A 19543-nucleotide genomic window follows, 5' to 3' on the forward strand; every position below is an offset into this window, starting at 1 on the left:
ATTGTTTGAAATCTACAAACCAAAACAACAAAATCTGCCATCAACTTAAAAAGGAAAGTACATGAGTGCGGTGAAATGGGGATGAAAGTAAAGTTAAGTTGCTTTAGGTTCATATCAGCGTCATCCAATGCTTCAATAACCGCTTCAGCCCCTCCGGTCATTCATTTCAATAAAGGTAGCGCCTTAACAAATCTGCATCTTCTAATCATGCATGATCTCGATAGTGCTAACGTCACCATGCGGTGCAAATAATTTGGCCAGCTCCATCTCATCGATCTCCAGCGGGAAACCGCCAACGAATAATTTTACTAATTCCAAAATTATCCTGCAAATGTAGATATAGAAATCTAGATTTCTCTCCCAATACCTGCCTTACTTCTTCCAGGTAGATGTTGAGCTTCCTACCTTCAACAGTCGTAGTTTTGCACATACCTTTCCGTACGTCCCAGCACCTTGTAGCAACGCTATGCTTGAGTGCCAGCATGGCTTTCTCTCCATTGACTTTAATTGCCGCATAAACCGGCGCTTTTCCTTCTTTTCCTTTTTCTGTCCGCAAATTGAAGTGGACACTGAATGTGTTGATCGCTTTCATAACATTGATCTAATTAAACCATTTGCATTTATTTGGTATTAAATCATACCCAATGGTATCAAAAGATCAGCTCAAATCAGCGCAAAACAACGCAGATTCGTTGCATTGTAACATATTGTAATACAGTAATTTAAACCAATTTCAAATACCTCAAAAATATGAAACGAAAAGAGGTGTTCAGTTAGATGACGGACAACTTGCGATGATTTGATATAATTTGCGTTGGCAGGAAAACAAAAAATACTGTAAGTCAATGATTTACAGGCTTTCCATATCGTTTGATATGTGGTATCGTCGGGATGGCAGGATTCGAATCTACGACCTCCAGCGTCCCATGCTGGCGCGATACCGGGCTACGCTACATCCCGAACGACCGCAAATGTAAGTTTAAGATTGATATTTATCATCAGAATTTTGATCACCGGAATCTTTGCTAATCGCTTTACGTCTAACAGGCATTGTAACATCCATCTTCTGCTTAAGCGCCCGCATATCCTCGCTTACCTTTATATCTAGAATTTTAGCATAGTGCTGCGTTTGCTTCAGGTTTTTGTGGCCTAGCATCTTAGATACTGATTCAATTGATACGCCCTGACTTAGTGTTATTGTGGTAGCAAAAGTGTGCCTGGCAACATGGAAAGTAAGATTTTTATTTATTCCACAAGTATCTACTATTTCTTTTAAATAGGCATTCATTTTCTGATTACTCATAATAGGAAGGACAGTTCCTTTATGTAGACAAATTGGATGGTCTTTATATTTTTTAAGGATCTTGCATGGAAAGGGAAGCAATAATATCCTTGATTGCCTATCTGTCTTCTGTCGATTGGTATGGATCCATTTTTCTCCGTCGAAACCAATAACAATCTCAGATCTTTTTAACTTTTGAACGTCAGCATAAGCGAGCCCTGTATAACAGCTAAACAAAAAAATGTCTCTGACAACAGATAAACGTTCTGAAGGAAATTCCTTTTCTGCAATTTTTGCCAGTTCGATTTCAGTTAGAAAAGGCCTGTCCTGCTCCCTCCTTGCCAAGCTAAACTCTGCAAAAGGATCCTGCTTGATCAATTTTCTCTTTACGCATAACAGAACGATCTTTTTAAAATAGGTCAGGTACTTAATGGTTGAATTATGTTGACATTTCCTTTCTGTTTTAAGCCAGAACGAGAACTGATCAATAAAATCATAATCAAGTTTCCGCAATTCAAGATCCTTGGCCTTATACTTCCATTCAATGAAGCGTTGCGTGTGTAAGAGCGTCCGTTCAAATAAGTCAAGCGTTCCTTTTGAATATTCTTTTGGCACCAGTGCCATTATTTGTTCGTTGTGGGCTGCAAACTCCTGTAATATGTACCTTTTGTCATCGACTCCTAACAAGACGTTCCTGATGGCCTGCGGTGTGATATCCAAATCGGCATCTATCAAAATCCTGCGTGCCTCATGAACTTTATTAGTTAAAGTATCAAGATAAAGATTAAGCAATTTAGCATCTTCTTTAGTACCATATGCCCGACCCGCCCTGTTATTCCAGCGTTCCGGGCTCCAGGTACGCTTGGCTGAAACGTCAACGAAAAGACCTTCTATCGTGATCCTAAAATAGATCTGGTAAGGATCATTCTGTTTGTGGAACTTAGGCTTTTTCAAATACATTAATAAACTGAACGTTTTTTCCAACATAACATGCTACAATTAAAGTTAACAAATATTGATATGCAGCACTTAAGAAACAAGATGTTCGATTATCGAACCATTTGATGTACAGTTATTTAAGCCCAACTAAAAGAGTAGTTAACTAACAAAGTAGGTACTCGCTGAACTACTCCTTTTTATTTTGCTATTATATGTACAATTTGGGGTACTACTAAAAATAGAAAACCCCCTAAATATTGAATTTAGAGGGTTTTAGCTTAATTTGACATGTTTCTCAGCGGTGAGGGAGGGATTCGAACCCTCGGTACAGTTTCCCGTACGTCAGTTTAGCAAACTGATCCTTTCGGCCTCTCAGGCACCTCACCGTGTTTTTTGAAGAAACATCCCTTTTTTCAGGGACTGCAAATATAGTAATTCAACTATGCTGACAAAAAAAATTATCAGATTTTTAGTAATCAATTCGCACGTGATAAATACTTGCCAGCATACGTTTAAATATCTGTTTTATCGTTTCCAGATCTTTTAAAGTTATATCGCTGTCGCTCAGTTGGTTTTGATCAAGCTTATATTTCACTATCCGGTCAACAAGTATGCTGATAGATTCTTCATCCGGCTCCTTAAGCGAGCGCGAAGCCGCCTCAATTGAGTCGGCAAGCATTAAAACCCCAGCCTCTTTGGTGAACGGAATAGGCCCCGGGTAGCGGAAAATATTCTCGTTAATGAATTTTTCGGGGAAGTTTTTCAAAAACGACTGATAAAAATAGTCGACCCGGGTGTTACCATGATGGGTACGGATGAAATCGATAACGATCTCAGGCAGGTTGGCCTTCCTTGCCATCTCAATTCCCTTGCTTACGTGCCTAATGATGATCTGCGCACTCTCCTCATAAGGTAATTTGTCATGCGGATTAAAACCCGAGATCTGGTTTTCAATAAAGAACAAGGGGTTCTCCATCTTACCGATATCATGGTACAAAGCCCCTGCCCTAACCAACAACGCATTGCCGCCTATGGCAAATATGGCATTCTCAGCCAGGTTAGCAACCTGCAAAGAGTGTTGGAACGTTCCCGGTGCGCTGAAAGCCATCTCGCGCAACAACGGCGCGTTGGTGTTGGTAAGCTCTATCAGCGTTAATTCTGATGTAATGGCAAATATCTTCTCGAATAAGTATATCAGCGGATAAGCCAATAAAGTGAGCAGCACACTTACTGCAAAAGGCACAAATTCCGCCCAATCTATTGTGAGGAAAGACCCTTCACGAATAAGTGATATACCAATAAAGGAAACAAAGTATGTGAATGTGATGATGACTGCCGATATCAGGAATTGCTCACGGCGTATCAGGTTCTTGATGCTATAAATAGATACCATACCCGCTGTTATCTCATAAAAGGCAAACTCAAAACTATTGGGAACAAAAAAACCGGCTATCAACACCACCAGCAAATGAATATTTAGTGCCAAGCGCGTATCAAACAATATACGAATGATGATAGGCACTATACAATAAGGTATATAATAAAAGTTAGGTAGCTCCAGCTTTATAGCTAAAGACAACGTTGCCAACATTGCGGTAATAACCAGCAATATCAAACTCACTAAACGGTTATCCTGGTAAATATCTCTTCTGAATAGATACAGGAATATCATCAACAAAGAAATAGTGATGCCCGTTAACAGGAACTGCCCTAACAGCACCAATCCCCTATTGCCGTTATTGCGCGAGTTATCTTCAAAGGCCTTTTTGTAAGAAGCGAGTTTTTGGTAAGCCTCATCATTGATAACAGAACCTTTAGTAATTATAGTCTCCCCTTTTTGCACCATGCCACGGGTTATCGAAAGGTTTTCAGTAACGTCGTGTTCTAACCGGGCGGTGAGCTTAGCATCAAATGAGAGGTTGGTTTGCAGGCGGTCTTGCACCAGGTTAAGTAAAAAGGCTTTATCAAGCGCTTTTTGTTTGCTTATCTCAACATCAGCATATTCAACGGCTCGCTCACGGGTAAACAGATCTGATGTGCTTTTGTCTGTTGCAACGTTATCACTCAGGATCGTAATACCGTAATCCTTTCCCCCTATCTGATATTTCGGGTTGAGCTTGAGCACGCCCTTGTCATAAACCGACTGAAGCACGTTAATACCTGTTTGCAGATATAACGGCTTTAACCTATCGGGGAAACCTGCGTTATGCCATTTAATTTCCAGGTCATTCCTAAAACCCTCCAGCTGCTGCACAGGCATATCGTTATTACGCTGATAAACCGGTGTGATGGTGGAAAGTGCGGTTTTCTTATCGGCCTCTATCTCTGCATCTGTTTTAAGGATAGCAAAGCTATATGGCGATACTAAGTCGCGCTGATTCCAAATACGGCCTTTTTCAAATTCGTATCCAAATTTGGCTTGTTTAGGCAGCGTATAAACAATCAGAACAACGCTCACCAGCGTCATTAAAAATTTAACGTTAAGCGCATATTTGCGTAGCAAAGCCTTCTGTCGTGATGTGGTGAGTTTCGCCATATATCTGTTTAACCAATCAAAATTAGCATAAGTTTCTGTTTTACGTAATTGTTCTTGCTTTTGTCAATTCAAATTTGATATCTTTATGATATCATTTTAAATCTATACCATTATGAATACCGAACGAGTTATCACAGCACCATCAGGCTACCTGGCCTTTGTTTTAGTCTTGATCTTAACCGGCGTTGCGGCATTTTGCTTTTGGGCGCAACAGCACGTAATCGGCACAATTATTTGTGTTATTAACTACTTTTTGATACTACCGGGGCTCACCATCGTCAAGCCAAACGATTCAAAGGTGCTCACTCTATTTGGTAAATACACGGGCACCGTAAAGCAGGACGGTTTCTTTTGGGTAAATCCTTTTACGGTAAAAAAGAAGGTATCATTAAAGGCTTATAACTTAAACGGGCAGCAATTAAAAGTGAATGACAGTGCTGGTAATCCGATAGAAATAGCTGCGGTTATTGTTTGGCAGATAAAAGATACTGCTAAAGCTGTTTTTGCGGTTGAAAATTACCTGCAGTACGTAAACATACAAAGCGAGGCGGCAGTACGCCACCTGGCCAATACCTTTCCTTATGATCATATTAACGAAGATGATACTGCCAGCATTACCCTGCGTGGTGGTGCCGAGCAGGTGAGTGCGATGTTAGAGACCGAACTAAATGAACGACTTGAACGTGCCGGCATTGAGGTATTGGAAGCACGTATATCTCATTTGGCTTACGCCCCTGAAATTGCACATGCCATGCTACAGCGCCAGCAGGCCGCTGCCATTATATCAGCCCGTAAGCTAATTGTTGAAGGTGCAGTAGGTATGGTAGAAATGGCTCTGCAAAAAATGGAAGAGAAAAATATCATTGAGTTAGATGAGGAACGAAAAGCAGCTATGGTAAGCAACCTGCTGGTAGTATTATGTGGTGATAAAAGCGTTAACCCTATTGTAAATACCGGCACCTTATATCACTAAGATGATGGAGCAGACAAATAATTTCAGAAGTGTAGCGCAATTACGCACCAGCGAGCTTTTCATCAATCGCATTGGTTGGTGGCACCCTTATTACGAACTAAGCGACGGGCAATTTACTTATGCCCGGTTGAGTTACAAAGGCGTATTTAAACGTTATGATATTATTGAATGCGCCGAAGACATGTTCACTATTAAACGGAAATCATTGATAGGCCGAACTATGCTGCTTAACCGTGGCGAGGACGAATTGATTGGCGAAATTGAGCCGTCTGTGTGGAAACGGGATGTAAAATTGCGTATGGTGAACGGCTTTGAAGCTAACTATATGTTTAAAAAACTGTTTGGCAGATCATTCACTTTGGTAAATGAAAATTACGGCGACATTTTGGAGATAAAACAAATTATATGGGGATTTAAAAAACCATTTTCTGTTACTCTTGCGCCTGATAACCAGCAAACGGGCAAGCCCGATATAGCGCTATTAGTTATGATAGGTGTGCATTTTATTTTAGTTAGACAAGCACAAGCGGCAGCGACAACCTAAATTACAATGGCGGAGAAAAAAGCATTTGTTTTACGCATAAATCCCGATATGCTTAAAGAAGTTGAGCTATGGGCTGCCGATGAGTTTAGGAGTACCAACGGTCAAATTGAGTTTCTACTGCAAGAAGCCTTGAAAACACGTAAAAGGCTTAATAAGAAAAAAAAGGAGTAGCTATTTATTATGCATGCATAGTAATTTTAAAATCCTAAATTTGCCATATATCAATTATCAAACGCAATTTCTACAATGAAAGAAGTATATATCGTTTCGGCTACGCGTACTCCCATAGGCAGCTTCGGTGGCTCGCTGGCTTCATTATCAGCAACGCAATTAGGGGCAACCGTAATAAAATCAGCTGTTGAAAAAGCAGGTTTGCAACCATCAGACATACAGGAAGTTTTTATGGGCAACGTACTTTCTGCAAATCTTGGTCAGGCCCCTGCTACACAGGCCGCTATTTTTGCAGGTTTGCCGCATATCCCCGCTACAACTGTTAATAAAGTATGTGCATCTGGTATGAAAGCCATTATGTTTGGCGCACAAAGTATTGCCAACGGTGATGCCGATATAGTTGTTGCAGGCGGTTTCGAGAGCATGAGCAACGTACCGTATTATCTTGACAAGGCACGTAACGGCTATCGCTTAGGTAACGGGCAAATAACGGATGGTTTAGTAAAAGATGGCCTTTGGGATGTGTATAATGATTTCCACATGGGTTCTGCTGCCGAGCTTTGCGCTGTAGACTGCAATGTTACCCGCGAAGATCAGGATGCTTTTGCTGTTGAATCATATAAACGCGCTCAGCAGGCACAAGCTGATGGCAAATTTAAAAACGAGATCACGCCGATTGAGTTGAAAGATAAAAAAGGCGAGGTAACGCTATTCAGCGAGGATGAAGAACCCGGCACTGTTAAGTTTGATAAGATACCATCACTTAAACCTGTATTTAGAAAAGATGGTACCGTTACAGCTGCTAATGCCTCTACCCTTAATGATGGTGCTGCTGCAGTAGTTTTAATGAGCAAAGAGAAAGCCGAATCGATGGGTATTAAACCGCTTGCCAGGATAGTTTCTTTTGCCGATGCACAGCAGGCACCCGAGCATTTTACAACTGCGCCCTCAAAAGCTATTCCGCTGGCTTTGCAAAAAGCAGGCATAACCGGCGAGCAGATAGATTTCTACGAAATAAACGAAGCATTTTCGGTGGTTTCGGTTGCCAATAATAAAATATTGGGACTTGATCCTGGTAATGTAAACGTTAACGGTGGTGCAGTAGCTATAGGGCACCCGCTGGGTGCATCCGGTACACGTATTATAGTAACCTTGGTAAACGTTTTACAACAGAACAAAGGCAAATATGGTGTAGCCGGTATTTGTAATGGCGGCGGCGGCGCAAGCGCTATGGTTATCGAGAATCTTGCTTAAACGGCAATTTAATGTAATTTAGGAAGCGATTTGTCGTTTATAAGTATCGTTTAAATTTTGATGAAAGGTTTTCTATTAGCGCTTGTATTTTCATGCGGGTTAACTACGGCTTTTGCCCAGCATTCTAACGAGGCCACCAACTTAAAAAACTTAATTATGTACCAGGATAGCCTGCGCATGCTTGGTAAAAAGTTTGTGAACAATGCAGATGATATGGAACGCAAAAATGCCAACTACCAATTCATTCGCACGTTGGTTAAGGCTTTAAGAGTTCCGCACTCATTTAATTTCACGTTTGATTCGCTTAAGATGGTGAGCATACTTAACTCACCAGATAGCCGTTTCAGAATATTTACCTGGCCTGTGATGAACCAGGATGGCAGCTATCGGTATTTCGGTACAATACAAATGAATACCGGCGACCGCCTGCTTATGTTTCCGCTGGAAGATTACACGCCCCTTATTAAAAATCCACAAGATACTGTAACCGATAACCGTAAATGGTATGGGACACAATATTATAAAATAGTGCGCGTGCCTGCTTCGAGGCCTTATTACGTGTTACTTGGCTGGAAGGGAAATAATGTAAAATCGACCAAAAAAGTAATTGAGGTACTTTCATTTGACCGCGACGACAAACCGGTGTTAGGTATGCCGGTTTTTGCTGGGGATAAACAACGCAAAAATGCTAAACGCATTATTTTCGAATATACTCGCCAGGCATCTATGTTATTGCGTTATGTTCCTGATGAGAACCTGATCGTATTTGACCACCTTGCTCCGCCGGATGAGAAAATGAAAGACAGGCCTGAGACTTTCGGTCCTGATCTTTCTTATGACGGGTTCAGATTGCAGAACGGCCAATGGCAATTTGTAGAGAACCTGGATATGCGCAATATCCCACAGGCTGCAGATGAGGGTTTTGTTGACCCTAAAATACAATCCAGATTAGACAAGAAAACAGTGCCGTTGCGTAAGCATAATTAATCCCAATTAGCCAAACATTCCCCTACCTGGTGTAATAATTTCGGTATAAAATTTCGATTAATTTTATTTATACTATTTTTAGCCCCTGATATTTAAACAATAATGCAAGAAACCCAAGCAACGGCTCTTAAAACAGAGAAGCCAAAGTCCCGATTTCCGAAGAGTGTACCCTACATTATTGGTAACGAAGCCGCAGAGCGTTTTAGCTTTTACGGCATGCGTTCTGTCCTCACACTATTTTTAGTTAATCAATTTTTTAATCCTACAGATAATCCCGCCTTAACCGATCAGGCTAATGCACATGCCAACAAGCTGCACCATTTATTTGTAATGGTAGCGTATGCCCTACCCTTCGTAGGCGGTATGATAGCCGACTGGTTTACCGGTAAATACAAGCTTATCTTATACGTATCTATCATTTACTGTATTGGTCACGTAATGCTGGCTACCTTTGACGGCGGCCTTACAGGCTTTGAGTTTGGCCTTTTGGTAGTAGCAATAGGCGCAGGGGGTATCAAATCATGTGTTTCTGCTAACGTAGGCGACCAATTTGATGCTACCAACCAGGATCTGCTTTCAAAAGTGTACGGTTGGTTCTACTTCAGTATCAATGCCGGCTCAATGTTATCCACGGTAGCCATTCCCTGGACTTATGAGCACTTTGGGCCTAAGTGGGCATTCGGTATCCCGGGTGTATTAATGGCATTGGCTACCATTATCTTTTTTGCCGGCCGCAAAATGTACGTAAAAGTACCGCCGCAGGGTGTTAACCGTAACAACCTGGTTTTTATAACCTGGTATGCCCTAACTAACCAAAGCAAACGTAAAAAAGGAGAATCCTTCCTTGATGTTTCTAAAAATAACTTTGATCCGGAACGTGTTGAAGGTATCAAAGCCGTATACCGCGTGATGACTGTATTCTTCTTTGCCCTGGCATTTTGGGCAGTTTGGGATCAGTGCTTATCTGAGTGGACCTTATATGCTGAGAAAATGGACCGCGTGATCAATCTTGGTTTCGCCAAGTTCACAATATATCCGGGGCAATTATCAACATTCAACACAGTATTTCTGCTGATGTTTATTCCATTGTTTAACTATGTGATATATCCATGGCTTGATAAGCGCGGATTAAAAACTACGCCGTTACGCCGTTTAGGAGCAGGCTTATTTCTAACCATTTTATCATTTGTGGTTATTGGCGTAATACACACAAATTTAGATCATGGCGGCTCACCCTCTATATGGTGGCAGGTACTCGCATTCTTAATTCTTTCTGCGGCAGAGGTTTTGGTGTCTATAACGGGTTTGGAATATGCTTATACCCACTCACCAAAATCTATGAAAAGCACAATGACGGGCATCTGGTTCCTTGTCGTTTCATTCGGCAACCTGATAACCGCAGTTGTAAATGGCCTTATAGAAGGTGGTGGCTGGTGGGCAACTACCCTTAAAGGCGCAAACTACGAGTGGTTCTTTGTGGGCTTTATCGCAATATTCCTTATCATTTTTATCATTGTATCGCCTAAGATGAAGGAGCGTAACTACATCACCAACCCTGTTGTTGATGGCGAAGTCGCAGCAAATTCCAACCAACCGTAAGTAAAAAATTTAACACAAAAGCAGGGATGGGTATAATTCCCTGCTTTTATGTTATGCAGGTGCATCAAAATAAATTAATTTAGCGGCCGCATTAATTTAATACAGACAATATCTAACTGTGCCAGATAGTATCGTTATAATCCCCACCTATAACGAGAAGGAAAACATTGAGCGGATGATACGCAAAGTGTTTAGCCTTCCGCATGATTTTCACCTGCTCATTATTGATGACGGGTCGCCAGACGGTACAGCAAACATTGTTAAAAATCTTCAACCAGAATTTTCGGAAAGACTTTATATCGAAGAGCGTGCCGGAAAACAGGGCCTGGGCACGGCTTATATCCACGGTTTTAAATGGGCCATTAAAAATCATTACGATTTTATCTTTGAGATGGACGCCGATTTCTCACACAATCCAGATGATCTGCTTCGCCTGCGTGATGCCTGTATTGAGGGTGCTGATGCAGCTATCGGTTCCAGATATATCAAAGGCGTTAACGTAGTCAACTGGCCGATGAGCCGTGTACTGATGAGCTTTTTTGCATCTGTGTACGTTAGGTTTATAACCGGGATCGACATACAGGATTCAACAGCGGGCTTTATGTGCTACAAGCGCAAAGTTTTAGAAACCCTGAACCTGGATAAGATAAAATTTGTAGGGTACGCATTCCAGATAGAAATGAAGTACACAACCTTGAAACACAATTTTAAGATTGTGGAGGTACCTATTATCTTTACCGACCGCACAGCCGGTGCATCAAAAATGTCTAAAGGCATATTCAGAGAAGCTTTCTTCGGGGTGATACAAATGAAGATCAACAGCATTTTTCGAAAGTATCCGGAGGGGTGATTTTGGAGGCAAAAGGTTAAAGTCAAAGTAATTAGCAGCTAGTCAACTCGTGATTAGTTAATTGAATATTGGTGCTAAAATTTGTAGTATTTTACATAGCTTTGAACTATTCATTGATAACAAACTCACTGAGCAACTAATCTCAGCAACTGCATGAACGAGCATCTTGATCCTGATGGCGAACGCCTTACTAATACTGATCGTGATATTGAAAAAGTATTACGCCCGGCTGCTTTTGAGGACTTTACCGGTCAGCATAGCATATTAGCTAACCTGAGGATATTTGTACAAGCTGCGCGCCTTCGCGGTGAGGCGCTTGATCATGTGCTTCTACATGGCCCGCCGGGACTTGGTAAAACCACCTTATCTCATATCATTGCTAATGAAATGGGTGTAGGTATTAAGATCACATCCGGCCCTGTACTTGACAAGCCCGGCGACCTTGCCGGCTTGCTTACCAACCTGGAGACAGGCGACATCCTTTTTATTGACGAGATACACCGGTTAAGTCCGCTGGTTGAGGAATACCTATATTCAGCAATGGAGGATTTTAAAATAGATATTATGCTCGAAAGTGGCCCAAATGCCCGCTCGGTGCAGATTTCACTTAATCCTTTTACGCTCGTTGGTGCCACTACCCGCTCGGGTCTCTTAACTGCCCCTCTACGGGCAAGGTTTGGTATAAACAGCAGGTTAGAGTATTACGACGCAAAGCTGCTTACTACAATTGTGCTGCGTTCATCGTCCATTTTACGCACGCCAATTACTGATGAAGGCGCCTACGAAATTGCGCGCCGCAGTCGTGGTACACCTCGTATAGCAAATGCTCTGCTTCGCCGCACACGAGATTTTGCACAGATCAAGGGAAATGGCCAGATAGATACAGATATTGCCAAATATGCGCTGAATGCGCTAAATGTTGATGAGCACGGCCTGGATGAGATGGACAACAAAATACTCGCAACCATCATTAATAAATTTAAAGGCGGGCCGGTTGGCCTTAAAACTATAGCCACCGCCGTGGGCGAAGACGAAGGCACTATTGAGGAGGTTTATGAACCATTCCTGATACAAGAAGGTTTTCTGATGCGTACAGCACGCGGCCGCGAAGTTACCGAGAGCGCCTACCGCCATTTGGGCAAAATCAAGCCCAACAGTGCTCCTTCCCTATTCTGAAAGTTAATTACATCTCAAGGTTATATTGCGTTATCGTAAACAATTCTTAATCAAAAGATTATCAATACCAACCTTTTGCACATTGCGATAAAATATTAACATTTAAGCATAATAAAGTTGCTTTTATGGTTTTTATTTAATTATTTGCCCTACCAATTCTACCTGCATAAATGACTTTACTCAACGAAAAAGAGCTTCTGTTAGAGGTGGCTCGCGGAAGCGAGCATGCTTTTAGCACGCTTTTCACCGCATACAGCGGCCGTTTGGGTAATCATATCTATCGTATAACAGAATCTATTGAACTGGCCGAAGAAGTTGTGCAGGATGTTTTCTTAAAGATCTGGCTTAACCGCGAGGCGCTTATAGGTATAGATAGCTTTAAGAGCTATTTGTATGTGCTCTCAAAAAATCATGCGCTTAATTGTCTTCGCAAAGTTGCCAAGGAACGGATTCAACAAAAAGCACTTGAAGTTAACGCGATAGATTTAGTTTCTGAAGATAATACAGATAAGAACAGCTACTACGAATTGCTTGACAAGGCAATAGACCACTTGCCCCCCCAACAACAAAAAGTTTATCTGCTAAGCCGCCACAAGCGCCTTAAATATGATGAGATAGCTGCTCAAATGGGCTTATCTCGGGAAACTGTAAAAAAATATCTGCAAGGTGCAACGCATTCTATCACCAGTTTTGTACAGTCATGCGGCAACATTTCCGCTGTTTTGGCGATACTTTGGACTTTTTTAGAAAATTTCTAAAACTCCATACCCCCTTTTTTACCCTGCTTTGTGTCTTACTTTAAAAGCGACCCCTGCTTTTAACACTACCAATTATAGAAAAACTTTTAATGAGTACGTCAAGGCTTAGGTTGCAATACCTTTTTGAGCGCCATTACAGCAAAACGGCCACGCCACAAGAGCGTGCTGAACTGTTTGCAGTAATAAACGCAAGCAACAACGATGAAGAACTGTCTGCTCTCATTAAAAAATCCTGGGATGATCTCGACGCCAGCAATGATATTTTCGGCAACGAAAAATCAGAGCGTATGCTTCAAAATGTTTTACGGGCAGAGCAAGCTACACCTGTAAAACCAATCAAAAACAAATTTAGAAAGTGGATGCCTTTGCTGGCGGCTGCCATTTTACTTATCACGGGAGTTGCGCTCTATCAGCGCGATAAATCTGTTGAGAAACCAAAACCGCTCGTTACCAAAAAGAAACAACCACTAAACGATGCGCTACCTGGTGGCAATAAAGCAATTCTCACTCTGGCTAACGGCAAAACTATTACACTTGATGATGCCGCTGATGGAACAATTGCAGAGCAGGGAAATACGCTTGTCAAAAAAACGGCTGAAGGACAGATTATCTACAACACTGCAGCACTTGACGATGCTAACTCGCCCCCCGTACTGAACACTATAACCACCCCGCGAGGCGGGCAGTACCAGATTGCATTGCCTGATGGTACACAGGCCTGGTTAAATTCTGCATCGTCTATAACATTTCCTACGCGATTTACAGGCAACAATCGAGAGATCAGCATTACCGGTGAGGTCTATTTTGAAGTTACCAAAAACAAACATTTACCTTTCGAAGTAAAAACGCACCGGGCAACGATTGAAGTTTTGGGCACCCATTTCAACGTAATGGCTTATGACGACGAGCAGGTGATGAAAACTACATTACTTGAGGGAGCAGTGAAAATAAGCAACGGCAACTTTACAGCGCAACTTAAGCCTGGTCAGCAAGCACAAACCACATCTAAGGGCGATAACAAGGTCTTAAACGATGTAGATCTTGATGATGAAATAGCCTGGAAGAATGGCATTTTCCAATTCAGGGATGCTAAAATAGACGTAATACTACGCCAGGCAGCACGCTGGTACGATGTAGATATTAAATACAATCATCAAATACCTAACAAAGAATTTAACGGACGGATATCGAGAAATGTAAAGGCCTCGCAACTGCTTGAGATGCTTAAATATGCAGGCTTAGATATCAGCATTAAAGGAAACAGTATAATAGTAAACTAAGCGCAAAAAAATCTTTTATAAATCAACAAAACCAACAAACAAATTATGATGCAAAAAATACCACCCTCAAGTTAAAATTAAAGGGATACCCGCTGGCCGCTAAAGGTTGGCTATAAAAAAACCGGAAAGTGTTTCGACCCACTTCCCGGCATAACGCCTGGGTTCCCACCACATCGCAATCGACGAATTGAAACTTTATGTTTAACCCAAACACACAAACTTATGAATTTTAATTCTAAGGCCATGCCTTCGGCGTGGTCTAAACTGTCCAAAGTACTATTGGTCATGAAACTAACTGCAATTTTAATAATCGCAGCCCTCACCAACGTAACCGCAAAAACTGTTGCACAAACAGTTTCTTTGCGTCAAAAAAACGCGTCGGTTGAGAAGATCCTCCGTTTGATTGAGAAGCAAACAGGATACCACTTTATGTATGATAAGAAAGATGTTGCACAAGCAGGTAACATTAATATCGACGTAGAGCAGGTAAGCATAGATCAGGCGCTTACCAAAGCGTTTGCTAATCAACCGCTTACGTATAAAATTTTCCAGGAAACAATCGTAGTAAAAAAACGCGACGATGCTACTCCCGATGCAGAGATCAAAGCAGTTGACATCAACGGTACCGTTAGCGATGCAAAAGGCCCCCTGCCCGGCGTTAACGTTAAACTTAAAGGTACTGATGTTGGCACCACTACTGATGCTAATGGTAAATTTAAACTTAATGTACCTGATGCTAATGGCACATTAATATTCAGCTTTTTAGGATACACCACGCAGGAAGTTCCTATTGCCGGTAAAACAGTTGTTAACGTTACGCTTGCAGAAGAGTCAAAGGCCTTGAACGAGGTTGTAGTGGTTGGTTACGGTACTCAAAAACGCGTAGACCTAACCGGTTCTGTAGGTAGTGTGAACTCAAAAGCCTTACAAGAGCGCCCGCAAACCAATCTTGAGCAAGAGCTGGCCGGTAAAATTGCCGGTGTTAACGTATCACAAAACTCAGGTGAGCCCGGTGGTAATACCCGTATCCGCATCCGCGGTTACAGCTCTATCAACACCAGTACCGATCCGCTTTATGTTGTAGACGGTATCATCTGGACAGAGGGTGGTAACTCCATCAACCCTAATGACGTGGCTTCTATCGATGTACTAAAAGATGCATCATCAACTGCTATTTACGGTACCCGTGGTGCAAACGGTGTAATTTTGATCACCACCAAACGTGGTGCAAAAAATCGCCCAAGTACTGTTAGCTATGATGGCTATGTGAGCGTTGGCCATATTGCCAAAAAACTTGATGTGTTAAACGCAAAAGAGTTTTTAGCCCTTGAGGATAAAGCTTATGCAAACATAAAAAAGTACGACCCGCAAGGTTGGGCTGATGGTAAATATGTTGACCAGGATCCTGTTAAACTACGTACACCATTAATAGGCAAATTATTTGACGCCAATCTTAACCCGCTTTATGATGTTGACTGGCAGGATGCGGTAACACGCAACGCAGTTAGTCAAAACCATAACGTATCGGTAACCGGTGGTTCTGAGAACATCAATTATGGTTTATTCTTAAACTATGCAGATGATGAGGGTATCATTCTTAATAGTTATTTAAAACGCTACAACGCCCGTTTAACTGTTGATAACCAGGTAAAACCATGGTTGAAAATCGGGGCTACATTAAACTACAACTCGCAAGATCAGCGTTCTGCAAGCTACGGCCAGGGTGGTAACAATATCCCTCGTATGTTGGTTGAAATGATCCCTATCATCCCTATCAAATACCCTGATGGTACCTATGGTAAACGCACAGACTATCCTAACATGGAAGGCGGCGACAACCCTGTTGCACAGGCAAATGAGATACAGGAGCTTGCCCGTGTGCGTGTGTTTAGCGGTAATGGTTATGCTAACATAAACCTTTTCAAAGGTTTAGAGTTCCGTTCCGTATTAGGTGTAACTACCGCGGCTAATTACATACCGCGCTTTTCAAGCGGATTAGTAGGTGGCCCAACTGCAGATCAAAAATACAGTTCCGCATCTATAGATGAGTATAACCGTACATTCTGGCAATGGCAAAACTACTTTACTTACAACAAAACGTTCAATAAGATCCATTCGTTAAACGTTGTGGTAGGTACAGAGCAACAAAACTTCCAGCAGCTAAGATTAAACGGTGCTACATCAGGTTTATCTGATAACTATTACCAGTTTTATAACCTTGGTGCAGGTGCAATACCAGCGGTACCAATTTCAGACTACACAGCATGGCAGATGCAATCATTCTATGGCAGGATCAACTATAACCTGATGGAGAAATACCTGTTCACCTTAACCGGCCGTGCAGATGGTACATCAAGGGTTGCAGCAAACAAAAAATATGGTTTCTTCCCTTCTGCCGCATTTGCATGGAGAGTATCGCAGGAAGATTTCATGCAGGATGTTAAGGCTATATCTGATCTTAAGTTCCGTTTAAGCTACGGTGTTACAGGTAACTCTGAAATTGGCCAGTATGGTTCACTTGCACGTATCAATACCAGCAACTATGTAATTGGTGGTGCACAAGCTATTGGTACAACATTGACCAGTATCGGCAACCCGCTTTTAACCTGGGAAAAAACAAACGAATATAACATCGGTGTATCATTCGGATTATTTAACAACCGCGTAACAGTTGATGCTGACGCATATTTGAAGAAAACACAGGCTTTATTATTAAATACGCCACTACCAGAGACCAGCGGTTTCCAAAACGTACTTAAGAACAATGGTAAACTGGAAAATAAGGGTTTGGAGTTATCTATTAACAGCCAGAACATCAAATCAAATGATTTCAGCTGGACAACCTCATTCAATATCTCTTTCTTAAAGAACAAGATCATTCAATTGGGCGAGTCAAATGATGATATCTTCCTTGACCCTACTTTCTTATCACAATTTAACCTGATGCGTGTAGGCCAGCCTGCAGGTAGCTTCTACGGTTACAAAGTTTTAGGTACATGGGGCACAGCAGAAGCAGCTCAGGCAGCTTCTTACGGTTTGCTTCCGGGCGATTTGAAAATACAGGACACTAACGGTGATGGTAAAGTGACCTCTGCTGATAAAGTTATCTTGGGTAAATCTATCCCTGATGGCTACGGTACCTTAACCAACAACTTTGCCTACAAAAACTTTGATCTTGGCATTGAGTTACAGTTTAACTACGGTAACCAGATCATGAACCTGACCAAACACTCAGGCCAGGACCGTACCGGCCAGGCTAACAGCTATGCAACAGTATTGAATGCATGGACACCGGAGAATCAAAACACAGACATCGCCGAAACAAGGCCGGCTTACGTACGCTACCAAACCGAGATCTACTCAACCAAGGTAGAGAGCGGCAATTTCATCCGTGGCCGTGCGGTAACCTTAGGATATACTTTCGGAAAATCAGTTTTAGATAAAATAAAACTCACCAGGTTAAGAGTATACGCACAGGCGCAAAACCTGTTTGTAATTACCAAGTACACCGGTTACGACCCAGAGGTATCAACCTATAACGGTAATGCCAACTTTAACCAGGGTGCATCAAGTAACTTTACTCAAAACATCCAGTTTTACGATTATCCAAAACCGAGAACATTTATCCTTGGTGTAAATGCAAGCTTTTAATTAAATCAAATCTATATCGATCATGAAAATAAAAATCAAAAAATATAGTATAGGTTTGTTAGTTGTATTAAGTATAACAGCAACCAGCTGTAAGAAATATCTTGATGAGAAAAATTACAGCAACTTTGATAAATCGAACTATTTTCAAAATGCAGGCCAGGCGCAAGCTTTTGTAAAGGGCATATACACTTTCCTGTACATGTTCCAAAATGGTGATGCGTACGGCGAAAGCCCATTTATCACCATTGAGCTATTTGCAGGGCATGCAACCTCGTTAGGGCAAAGCGTTAACAATGGTAATGTAATTAACCAACGTACTGACGCTGTTAACCCCGGATTTGAAACCGTTTGGAGAAACAGCTACAGCGCAATTGCAAATGCCAACCTGGCAATTGAGCGCATCCCGGCAATGACCATAGATGAAAGCTTAAAGAAAAACCTGTTAGGTCAGGCTTATTTTTTAAGGGCCTTCTTTTACTATCACCTTGTAAGATTATATGGCGACGTGCCTTTAATTGTAAAACCGGTTGAAATTAGCGACCCTGATCTTTACGCATCAAGAGCGCCACAAGCCGATGTTTACAAACTGATCATCGCGGATCTTGAAGCTGCAAAGACTTCCGGTCTATCAAATACAGATCAAACAGGTTTAGTATCATTAGGTGCTGTTAAGACATTGTTAGCGAGCGTTTATCTTACAACTGCTGGTTATCCGTTAAAACAAACAGAAAATTATGCTAAAGCTGCATCTGAAGCAAAGGATGTATTGCCTTTATATACCCTATTTACAGATTATGCCTATCTGCATGATAACGCACACAAAAATCAGGGTGAGCTGATATTCCAGATCAACTATTTAGTTGGTATACGTGAGAACGCTATACCGCAATTAACTTTACCGTTCAACCTTTTGGTAGGTGGCTACGGAGATCACTTAGGGGCGATGATACCTACTAATGATTTCTTTAATAGCTATGAAACCGGTGACTTACGTACGCAGGAACGCCAGTTTTATTTCTCAAGCTATCCTAAATACAAGGATCCTTCAACAATTATAAACTTTGGTTCACATGCCTTATACAAGTACTTCCATGTTGAAAGTGCTGCGGACAACGGTAATGCCAAAAGCGATGAAAACTGGACATTGTTACGCTTACCTGAGGCACAGTTAATTTATGCTGAAGCCAGTAATGAGGTTAACGGCCCTACCCAGGATGCTTACGACGCTGTGAATGCTATTCGTACACGAGCAAAACTGGCTAATCTAAGCGGATTAACAAAAGACCAGTTCAGGATAGCGATCTGGAAAGAGCGTTACCACGAATTAGCTTACGAGAACAAGGCATACTTTGATGTGCAGCGCACGCACCAAACTTACAACCCTAAAACCAACACCTTCGGCGAGGCTACCTCTACGCCAACCGAACAGGGTGTTACTTTTAAAGAACAATACTATTTATGGCCTATACCGCAACGCGAGATAGCAACCAATAAAAATTTGACTCAAAACCCAGGTTGGTAAGCTAAAAATTACAATATAAAA

16 protein-coding genes and 2 tRNA genes are annotated in these 19543 nt (G+C 41.7%); 12 read left to right on the forward strand and 6 right to left on the reverse strand.

Annotation, left to right across the window (positions count from 1 at the left end; all coding sequences use genetic code 11):
- Positions 1–201: 201 nt before the first annotated feature.
- The 6 genes from FPZ42_RS07335 to FPZ42_RS07360 form a co-directional block, all read right to left on the reverse strand.
- The gene (locus FPZ42_RS07335; protein WP_186458712.1) at positions 202–318 is read right to left on the reverse strand and encodes an RNA recognition motif domain-containing protein; all 117 of its coding nucleotides are present in this window, start codon (positions 316–318) and stop codon (positions 202–204) included.
- Positions 269–592 carry an Arm DNA-binding domain-containing protein gene (locus tag FPZ42_RS19480; protein WP_146269884.1) on the reverse strand — a complete coding sequence of 108 codons (324 nt, stop codon included), beginning with the start codon at positions 590–592 and terminating at the stop codon, positions 269–271. Before FPZ42_RS19480 ends, FPZ42_RS07335 begins: the two co-directional genes overlap by 50 nt.
- Positions 593–886: 294 nt before the next feature.
- Positions 887–960 (reverse strand) — tRNA-Pro (locus tag FPZ42_RS07345).
- Between the two features lie 19 nt (positions 961–979).
- Positions 980–2242 carry a site-specific integrase gene (locus FPZ42_RS07350; RefSeq protein ID WP_261382264.1) on the reverse strand — a complete coding sequence of 421 codons (1263 nt, stop codon included), beginning with the start codon at positions 2240–2242 and terminating at the stop codon, positions 980–982.
- A 278-nt stretch (positions 2243–2520) separates the two neighbouring features.
- Positions 2521–2607 (reverse strand) — tRNA-Ser (locus tag FPZ42_RS07355).
- A gap of 83 nt (positions 2608–2690) precedes the next feature.
- On the reverse strand, positions 2691–4757 hold the full coding sequence (locus tag FPZ42_RS07360) for an HD family phosphohydrolase (protein ID WP_146269888.1): 2067 nt from the start codon (positions 4755–4757) through the stop codon (positions 2691–2693).
- A 112-nt stretch (positions 4758–4869) separates the two neighbouring features.
- Between FPZ42_RS07360 and FPZ42_RS07365 the strand changes: the two genes are divergently transcribed.
- From FPZ42_RS07365 to FPZ42_RS07420, 12 genes are all read left to right on the forward strand, one after another.
- Entirely contained in the window at positions 4870–5730 is an 861-nt protein-coding gene (locus FPZ42_RS07365) for an SPFH domain-containing protein (RefSeq protein ID WP_146269890.1), read from the forward strand.
- A 1-nt stretch (position 5731) separates the two neighbouring features.
- A complete protein-coding gene (locus FPZ42_RS07370; protein ID WP_146269892.1) occupies positions 5732–6274 on the forward strand; it encodes a hypothetical protein in 543 nt (180 codons plus the stop codon).
- Positions 6275–6280: 6 nt separating this feature from the next.
- Entirely contained in the window at positions 6281–6445 is a 165-nt protein-coding gene (locus tag FPZ42_RS07375) for an Arc family DNA binding domain-containing protein (protein ID WP_146269894.1), read from the forward strand.
- Positions 6446–6520: 75 nt separating this feature from the next.
- Entirely contained in the window at positions 6521–7699 is a 1179-nt protein-coding gene (locus FPZ42_RS07380) for an acetyl-CoA C-acyltransferase (RefSeq protein ID WP_146269896.1), read from the forward strand.
- Between the two features lie 60 nt (positions 7700–7759).
- Entirely contained in the window at positions 7760–8686 is a 927-nt protein-coding gene (locus FPZ42_RS07385; RefSeq protein WP_146269898.1) for a hypothetical protein, read from the forward strand.
- Positions 8687–8788: 102 nt separating this feature from the next.
- Complete coding sequence (locus FPZ42_RS07390; protein WP_146269900.1) at positions 8789–10285, forward strand: POT-type proton-dependent oligopeptide transporter; 1497 nt, start codon at positions 8789–8791, stop codon at positions 10283–10285.
- Between the two features lie 118 nt (positions 10286–10403).
- Positions 10404–11135 (forward strand): polyprenol monophosphomannose synthase, encoded by a 732-nt coding sequence (locus FPZ42_RS07395; protein WP_146269902.1) that lies wholly within the window; start codon positions 10404–10406, stop codon positions 11133–11135.
- A 153-nt stretch (positions 11136–11288) separates the two neighbouring features.
- A complete protein-coding gene (gene ruvB, locus FPZ42_RS07400) occupies positions 11289–12311 on the forward strand; it encodes a Holliday junction branch migration DNA helicase RuvB (RefSeq protein ID WP_146269904.1) in 1023 nt (340 codons plus the stop codon).
- A gap of 170 nt (positions 12312–12481) precedes the next feature.
- The gene (locus FPZ42_RS07405; protein WP_146269906.1) at positions 12482–13069 is read left to right on the forward strand and encodes a sigma-70 family RNA polymerase sigma factor; all 588 of its coding nucleotides are present in this window, start codon (positions 12482–12484) and stop codon (positions 13067–13069) included.
- Positions 13070–13158: 89 nt separating this feature from the next.
- Positions 13159–14349, forward strand: coding sequence for a FecR family protein (locus FPZ42_RS07410; RefSeq protein WP_146269908.1), 1191 nt, complete (start codon positions 13159–13161; stop codon positions 14347–14349).
- Between the two features lie 222 nt (positions 14350–14571).
- Positions 14572–18000, forward strand: a complete 3429-nt coding sequence (locus tag FPZ42_RS07415; protein ID WP_146269910.1) for a TonB-dependent receptor — start codon at positions 14572–14574, stop codon at positions 17998–18000.
- Positions 18001–18022: 22 nt separating this feature from the next.
- Positions 18023–19522: a RagB/SusD family nutrient uptake outer membrane protein gene (locus tag FPZ42_RS07420; protein WP_146269912.1), complete on the forward strand. Its 1500-nt coding sequence runs from the start codon at positions 18023–18025 to the stop codon at positions 19520–19522.
- Positions 19523–19543: the final 21 nt, after the last annotated feature.

Source organism: Mucilaginibacter achroorhodeus, from assembly GCF_007846095.1.
Lineage (GTDB): Bacteria > Bacteroidota > Bacteroidia > Sphingobacteriales > Sphingobacteriaceae > Mucilaginibacter > Mucilaginibacter achroorhodeus.

Bases quoted from the DNA above. Each gene is read 5' to 3' on its own strand.
- FPZ42_RS19480 (WP_146269884.1), bottom strand. From the start codon at position 592: ATGAAAGCGATCAACACATTCAGTGTCCACTTCAATTTGCGGACAGAA.
- FPZ42_RS07350 (WP_261382264.1), bottom strand. From the start codon at position 2,242: ATGTATTTGAAAAAGCCTAAGTTCCACAAACAGAATGATCCTTACCAG.
- FPZ42_RS07360 (WP_146269888.1), bottom strand. From the start codon at position 4,757: ATGGCGAAACTCACCACATCACGACAGAAGGCTTTGCTACGCAAATAT.
- FPZ42_RS07365 (WP_146269890.1), top strand. From the start codon at position 4,870: ATGAATACCGAACGAGTTATCACAGCACCATCAGGCTACCTGGCCTTT.
- FPZ42_RS07370 (WP_146269892.1), top strand. From the start codon at position 5,732: ATGATGGAGCAGACAAATAATTTCAGAAGTGTAGCGCAATTACGCACC.
- FPZ42_RS07375 (WP_146269894.1), top strand. From the start codon at position 6,281: ATGGCGGAGAAAAAAGCATTTGTTTTACGCATAAATCCCGATATGCTT.
- FPZ42_RS07380 (WP_146269896.1), top strand. From the start codon at position 6,521: ATGAAAGAAGTATATATCGTTTCGGCTACGCGTACTCCCATAGGCAGC.
- FPZ42_RS07385 (WP_146269898.1), top strand. From the start codon at position 7,760: ATGAAAGGTTTTCTATTAGCGCTTGTATTTTCATGCGGGTTAACTACG.
- FPZ42_RS07390 (WP_146269900.1), top strand. From the start codon at position 8,789: ATGCAAGAAACCCAAGCAACGGCTCTTAAAACAGAGAAGCCAAAGTCC.
- ruvB (WP_146269904.1), top strand. From the start codon at position 11,289: ATGAACGAGCATCTTGATCCTGATGGCGAACGCCTTACTAATACTGAT.
- FPZ42_RS07405 (WP_146269906.1), top strand. From the start codon at position 12,482: ATGACTTTACTCAACGAAAAAGAGCTTCTGTTAGAGGTGGCTCGCGGA.
- FPZ42_RS07410 (WP_146269908.1), top strand. From the start codon at position 13,159: ATGAGTACGTCAAGGCTTAGGTTGCAATACCTTTTTGAGCGCCATTAC.
- FPZ42_RS07415 (WP_146269910.1), top strand. From the start codon at position 14,572: ATGAATTTTAATTCTAAGGCCATGCCTTCGGCGTGGTCTAAACTGTCC.
- FPZ42_RS07420 (WP_146269912.1), top strand. From the start codon at position 18,023: ATGAAAATAAAAATCAAAAAATATAGTATAGGTTTGTTAGTTGTATTA.